We start from the raw sequence: 6,785 nt of genomic DNA on the forward strand, positions 1-6,785 counted from the left end.
TGAAGTGCAGGGATACAGGATAAGCACGAATCCGGACGACCTCGATTTTGAGGCCATCTACTCGTTTATCTCTCAAAGCTATTGGGCCGTTGGCATCCCTCGGGCCACCCTTTTCAAGGCGATAGCAAACTCATTGTGTTTCGGTGTCTACAAGGAGACGGGAGAACAGGTGGGTTTTGCCCGAGTGATCACGGACAAGGCGACTTTTGCGTATCTTGGTGACGTTTTTATCGTCGAGTCGTCCCGTGGGCTGGGGCTGGGCAAATGGTTGGTGGAAGCCATTGTTTCCCACCCGGAACTCCAAGGCTTGAGGCGCATGGTCTTGGCAACACGTGACGCACACGGCCTATACGCACGATATGGGTTCACGGCCATAGAACATCCCGAGATGTTGATGCAAATCTGGCATCCCGACATCTACGAAACGCGTAAGGCATGACCAACAGCCCAGGATCAAGATATCTGGATCATTGTCATGGCCGGGTCACTTTCCAAAAAAATTGTGCGAAACTAGAGAAGGAGATCGCCTTGTTCAATCCAGAGTTTCTCTTGACCTCCCTGATCGTTGTCCTGATTCCCGGAACCGGAGTGATCTATACGGTATCGACCGGGCTCTTTCATGGCTGGCGTTCGAGCATCGCCGCCGCCGTGGGATGCACGGCCGGAATTATTCCGCACCTGACGGCCTCCGTTCTCGGGCTGTCCACCATCCTGCACATGAGCGCCCTTGCCTTCCAGTTGGTCAAATACGCCGGAGTCATCTACCTGCTCTACCTCTCATGGTCCATGTGGCGTGAAACCGGCGGAATCAGGCTCGACGACGGATCCACAAATCATGGCTTTTCAAAGATCGTCGTCAAGGGATTTTTGTTGAACATCCTCAACCCCAAGCTGTCGATCTTCTTCCTGGCCTTCCTGCCGCTCTTTGTCTCGCCGCAGGGTGCTTCGCCCCTGATGGAAATGGTGCTTTTGAGCCTAATCTTCATGGCCATGACCCTGGTCATCTTCATCCTGTATGGCATCGCGGCCAATGTGGTCGGCAGGCACGTCGTTGGTTCGCCGAGGTCGCTGCGCTGGCTCCAACGCTCATTCGCAGTGACATTCGCAGCCCTTGGGGCCCGACTGGCCGCAGCGGATCGATAGGCCCGGCATCTTCGGGACACACGAAAACATATGTCGGCCTTCGCTTTCATACGTATCCCTTGATCATTCAATAGGAGAGATACGGCCATGCCCAGAGCCTTTTTCGTCACGGCCATTTTCGTATTGTCTTGCATATCAACATGTAATCCTCTCCTGTCCGAAGCGGCTCCGGTGCAGGCCCCGCAGCTCCTCAGACAAATCAAATGGACCGGAACTTCCTGGTTCGGATCGCCCATCATCCACGACCTGGGCAGCGGCTCCCGAAAGTTGATCGGGACCTACTACGACATCTTTGTCTGGGACCGCGATTTCAACCTCCTGGACACCGCTCTTTCCGGGTCCGAGCACCCGCATCAGGGCCGAATCTACGCCCCGGCCGTCTGTTCCGATCTCGACAACGACGGCATCTATGAAATCGTCGTGGGCAGCAACAACGGTAAGGTCGCGGCCTACGAGTGGAAAAACGACTCCTTGTCCGTCAAGGCGGGGTGGCCGGCCAGTACCTGCGACATGGGCCAATGCCCGGAAGTGCGCGGCTTGGCCGCCGGCGATCTGAACGGGGACGGCCGGATCGAAATCGTAGCCACCACCACCCAGACCTCAGGGGGAGCCCAGGTCTTTGTCTTCAACCCGGATGGAACGCCATTCCAACCGCCGGGGCTGTCCTTTACCGCCTGGCCGCGATACAACAAAGCCTCCGGACCCGGAAACGACGCCGACGCCAACGGGCCGGGGAACCATGGGTACGGTTGTTTCGGACTCAACGTGGGCATCGGGAACCTCGACGACGATCCCTTCCAGGAAATCGTGGTCACCTTCGACAATCACCAGATCAATGTCTTCCACCACGACGGGATCAGCATGCCGGCCTCGGACCACTACACCAACCGCTCGTCCGCCTATTTGGGAAATCGACTGAACTGGGGCCAGTTCATCCGCTGGTTCGAGGACGGAGTCGAGGAGGCCCACTACCATCACCACATCGGTCCCTGGCCCCATCCGAGCACGGACAAATGGATGCAGTGGACCGACTCGCCTCCCAACGTGGCCGATCTGAACGGTGACGGGAAAAACGAGGTGGTGGCCGTGTCCAACGTGGAAAAGGACGAACCCTACGACACCAAACACCATTCGGTCATGGTCCTGGAGGGATCATACGGAAGCGGGGCCAGGAGCGCCCGCCGCCTTGCCGGATGGGAGGCGCTGCCGTCCTCCGGCCGTCCTCAGAGCCGGGCCGGGAGGACATGGTACCCGCCGGCAAATCCGCCCTCCCCGACCGTAGTCGATCTGACCGGAGACGGCCGTCCGGAAATCCTCTACGCGGCCCATGACGGGTACATCTACTGCATATCCGCTTCCGCCGCCCAGCTCTGGCGAAGAAACATCCGCCACGGGCGGAATCTCATGTACGCCTCCGAGGTCATGGTCGCAGACCTGAACCAGGACGGCCGGCCCGAGCTGATACTGACCACCTATGGGGATCCGGACACCATCGCCCCCGGGGTCCCTCACGGCTATCTGATGATTTTGGATGCCGACGGCCAGGTGCTCCATGATGTCCAACTTCCCCAGCAAGGAACCAACGGCAACGGCAAGGGGGCACCGGCAGCCCCCACCGTCATGGATCTGACCGGAGACGGCAGCCTGGAAATCATCGTCCAGACCTTTGGGGCAGGATGCTTTGTCTTCACCGTGCCGGGGTCGGCGGAAAACCTCCTGTTGTGGCCCACAGGCCGGGGAAACTTTCTTCGGGACGGCCGTCCCTGGCCCAGGGTTGACACGAAGATCCTGCCTGGAGTGCTGCTCTTGCTTTTGAACGACTGACCAGAAAGAGGCCTGTACCGTACCAATGCAGGCCTTACGCCATCCATGAACCCAAAATTGCCGGTTATCGTATTGACTATAAATCTTAATAAACCTATTCTGACTTGGAATAATTTGGCGTGTGACCCATTTTGGAACAATAGCCACAACAAAAATAAAGGAGAGCCAGAATGAGCAAAGAGAGCAAATGTCCCGTGACGGGCAAAACGGGCAAGCCCATTTCCGGAGGCGGAACGTCAAACCGTGACTGGTGGCCGAACCAGCTGAACCTGAAAATTCTCCACCAGCACTCGAACCTGAGCAACCCCATGGGCGAGAGCTTCGACTACGCCGAGGAGTTCAAGAAACTCGACCTGGCGGCCGTGAAAAAGGATCTCCATTCCCTGATGACCGATTCGCAGGACTGGTGGCCGGCCGACTGGGGACATTACGGGCCGCTTTTCATCCGCATGGCTTGGCACAGCGCCGGAACCTACCGCTTGGGCGACGGCCGGGGCGGGGCGGGATCGGGCTCCCAGCGCCTGGCGCCGCTGAACAGCTGGCCTGACAACGTCAATCTGGACAAGGCCCGCCGACTTTTGTGGCCCATCAAACAAAAATACGGGCAACAGATTTCCTGGGCCGATTTGATGATCCTGGCCGGAAACGTGGCCCTGGAATCCATGGGCTTTAAGACCTTCGGCTTTGCCGCAGGCCGAGTGGACGTCTGGGAGCCGGAGGAGGACGTCTACTGGGGATCCGAGGAGGAATGGCTGGCCACGAGCGACAAGCCCAAAAGCCGCTATAGCGGTGAACGAGACTTGGAGAATCCACTGGCGGCCGTGCAGATGGGGCTCATCTATGTGAATCCGGAAGGACCGGACGGAAATCCCGACCCGGTGGCGTCGGGCCGCGACGTTCGGGAGACCTTCGCCCGCATGGCCATGAACGACGAGGAGACCGTGGCTCTGGTGGCCGGCGGCCACACCTTTGGCAAATGCCACGGGGCCGGTCCGGCGACCCATGTCGGCCCCGAGCCTGAAGCCGCTCCCATCGAGGAGCAAGGCCTGGGCTGGAAAAGCGATTTCGGCACCGGCAAGGGCGGCGACACGATCAGTAGCGGCATCGAGGGCGCCTGGAAGCCCAACCCGACCAAATGGGATCTGGGCTATCTGAGGGTACTCTTCAAGTACGAGTGGGAATTGGTCAAAAGCCCGGCCGGAGCCCATCAATGGCTTGCCAAGGACGTGGCCGAAAGCGACATGATCGTCGACGCCCACGATCCGTCCAAGAAGCACCGGCCCATGATGACCACGGCGGACCTCGCCCTCCGTTTCGACCCCATCTACGAGCCCATCGCCCGGCGTTTCCTGAAGAACCCCAAGGAGTTCACCGACGCCTTTGCCCGGGCCTGGTTCAAACTGACCCATCGCGACATGGGTCCCCGATCCCGCTATCTCGGCCCTGAGGTGCCGGCCGAGGAGCTCATCTGGCAAGACCCCGTCCCAGCCATCGATCACGATCTGATCGACGAAAAGGATATCACCAAACTCAAGGCCGGGATCCTGGCCTCCGGCCTGTCAATCCCGGAGCTGGTCGCCACCGCCTGGGCCTCGGCATCCACCTTCCGCGGTTCCGACAAGCGCGGCGGGGCCAACGGGGCCCGAATCCGCCTCGCCCCGCAAAAGGACTGGGAGGTCAACCAGCCCAAACAGCTGAAAACCGTGCTGCAGACCATGGAGAAGATCCAGACGGAGTTCAACGCGGCTCAGACCGGCGGCAAAAAAGTCTCTCTGGCCGACCTGATCGTTCTGGGCGGTTGCGCCGCCGTCGAAAAGGCGGCCGGAAAGGCCGGTCACGATGTGACCGTTCCCTTTGCGCCGGGACGTACGGACGCCTCGGCAGAGCAGACCGACGCGGACTCCTTTGCCGTCTTGGAGCCCAAGGCAGACGGGTTCCGGAACTATCAGAAGGCCAAATTCAACGTGTCGGCCGAGGAATTGCTGGTGGATCGGGCCCAGCTGCTGACTCTGACCGCGCCCGAGATGGCCGTTCTGGTCGGCGGTCTGCGGGTATTGAACGCCAATTACGGGCAGTCCCGGCACGGGGTCTTTACCAAAAGGCCCGAGGCCCTGACCAACGACTTCTTCGTCAATCTGCTCGACATGGGCACGGTATGGAAGCCGACTTCGGCCGACCCGGACGTGTTCGAGGGGCGAGATCGGGCCACGGGCGAGATCAAATGGACCGGGACTCGGGTCGATCTCGCCTTCGGCTCCGACTCCCAGCTCCGGGCCGTGGCCGAAGTCTATGCGTGTGCCGACTCCCTGGAAAAATTCCTGCAGGACTTTGTCGCGGCCTGGAACAAGGTCATGAACCTCGACCGTTTCGACCTCGCCTGATCATATCCGAAAAGGGCATACCCTTCAAAACATACTCGGTCCGGCGGGACTCATCTTCCGCCGGACCGAAAAATTCAACGCTCCCCCTGAGGTGCCGGTTATCGCCGGAAAAAATTCATGAGCACCGTCAACACGATGCTGACGATGATCATGGATGTGATCGGAACAAACACCCGGCCACGCTCGGATTCGATGCGGATATCCCCGGGCAGTCGGCCAAACCAGTTCAGAAGCCAGGGGGCGTAATGCCAAGCAAGGCCGACCGCTACCAAAAGGCACCCGATGACGATCAGCATCCGGGCCATGTCCGGCTCAACGCTCCAGTTCGTCAAGAATTTTGTTGACCGTGTCGACCATCATCCCCATCTGGGCCTGGATCGAGTCGAGGCTTTGGCCGCAGGTTTGGCAGTCCCAGACATTGGATACCATGACGGAGCAGGTATCGATCTCGGGCTTGTAGCCCATGAGGGTCAGATAGCCTTCGTGGGCTCCGCTATGGCCGTAGCCACCCTTTTCGGTGAAATGAATGCCCAGGCCGTAGGTGCTCGTTGAGCCGTTGGAGGTTGGCAAACCATCCATCATCGTTTTCACCGTGTCCATGCGCAGGCCGGCCTGGCCAGAGAAAAGCCGCCGGCACCACGAGGACAGGTCTCCCGGCGTGGTGATCATGTTCCCGTTGCCCACGAAGGCCGACATATTCGAGAGGGTCACATCGGCCAGGGTGGAGTTGTACCATAAGAAACCGGGGATGAACGGAGCGGGCAGGGTGTCGTCCTCCCCCCGCCAGGGCAAGGTAGTCTCGTTCAATTCGTTGGGAACGAGCAGCTCGTCGCGCACGAATTCGCCGTAGGCCTTTCCTGAAACCCGCTCCACGATCAAGGCCAGCAGGCCGTAGCCGGTGTCCGAATACCGGTACTTGAGACCCGGCGGGCTGAACTGGGCCTGCCGCCCTTGGGCGATGACCCCGAACATCTCGTCAAAGGTGAACTGATGGTCCGGATCCTGGGCCATGACGTACTCCAGATAGTTCAACTTCACATAGGGCTCGCCCTTGGTGGCCTCGTTCTCCTCGATATTCTGGTTGGAAAGATCGAATATCCCGGCCCGGTGCATGAGCACCATGCGGATGGTCATCTGGTTTTTGTTCGGGATGTCGTAGGCCGAAGTGTCCGGCACATAGGGCCGTCCCTGGCCCGGGATAGGATCGATGATCTTGTCGTCGATCCCGTCGATCCGGGTCTGACCCTTCTTCACCAATTCCGGCTCGGAATCGGTCGACACCGCCCTGAAAATCGCCCTGGCCTATCACCGCGCCCGTGGCGAAGGCACCCGCACCCGCCTGATCGGCCGAGAACTCGGCTACCACGGCGTCGGCTTCGGCGGCATCTCGGTTGGCGGCATGGTCAACAACCGCAAGGCCTTCAGCGTGCAGCTGCC

At 59.9% G+C, this 6,785-nt stretch carries 6 protein-coding genes and 1 pseudogene; 5 read left to right on the plus strand and 2 right to left on the minus strand.

Annotated elements, in window-relative coordinates:
• The first annotated feature begins 4 nt into the window (after window positions 1-4).
• From EOM25_11060 to katG, 4 genes are all read left to right on the plus strand, one after another.
• On the plus strand, window positions 5-439 hold the full coding sequence (locus EOM25_11060; protein NCC25714.1) for an N-acetyltransferase: 435 nt from the start codon (window positions 5-7) through the stop codon (window positions 437-439).
• 89 nt (window positions 440-528) lie between these two features.
• Entirely contained in the window at window positions 529-1,143 is a 615-nt protein-coding gene (locus EOM25_11065; protein ID NCC25715.1) for a LysE family translocator, read from the plus strand.
• An 87-nt stretch (window positions 1,144-1,230) separates the two neighbouring features.
• Window positions 1,231-2,967, plus strand: coding sequence for a VCBS repeat-containing protein (locus tag EOM25_11070; protein ID NCC25716.1), 1,737 nt, complete (start codon window positions 1,231-1,233; stop codon window positions 2,965-2,967).
• Between the two features lie 170 nt (window positions 2,968-3,137).
• Window positions 3,138-5,348 (plus strand): catalase/peroxidase HPI, encoded by a 2,211-nt coding sequence (katG, locus tag EOM25_11075; protein NCC25717.1) that lies wholly within the window; start codon window positions 3,138-3,140, stop codon window positions 5,346-5,348.
• Window positions 5,349-5,446: 98 nt separating this feature from the next.
• Here katG and EOM25_11080 read toward each other — a convergent pair whose 3' ends face one another.
• Together EOM25_11080 and EOM25_11085 are read right to left on the minus strand one after the other, a co-directional pair.
• On the minus strand, window positions 5,447-5,653 hold the full coding sequence (locus tag EOM25_11080) for a DUF2905 domain-containing protein (protein ID NCC25718.1): 207 nt from the start codon (window positions 5,651-5,653) through the stop codon (window positions 5,447-5,449).
• Window positions 5,654-5,660: 7 nt separating this feature from the next.
• Window positions 5,661-6,641: a class A beta-lactamase-related serine hydrolase gene (locus EOM25_11085; protein NCC25719.1), complete on the minus strand. Its 981-nt coding sequence runs from the start codon at window positions 6,639-6,641 to the stop codon at window positions 5,661-5,663.
• On the opposite strand from EOM25_11085, the pseudogene EOM25_11090 reads away from it, so the two are divergent.
• Window positions 6,595-6,785, plus strand: a pseudogene (locus EOM25_11090) (aminotransferase class III-fold pyridoxal phosphate-dependent enzyme). The gene EOM25_11085 and the pseudogene EOM25_11090 sit on opposite strands and share 47 nt — an antisense overlap.

It is taken from the genome of Deltaproteobacteria bacterium (assembly GCA_009929795.1).
In the GTDB taxonomy this organism is placed as follows: domain Bacteria; phylum Desulfobacterota; class Desulfovibrionia; order Desulfovibrionales; family Desulfomicrobiaceae; genus RZZR01.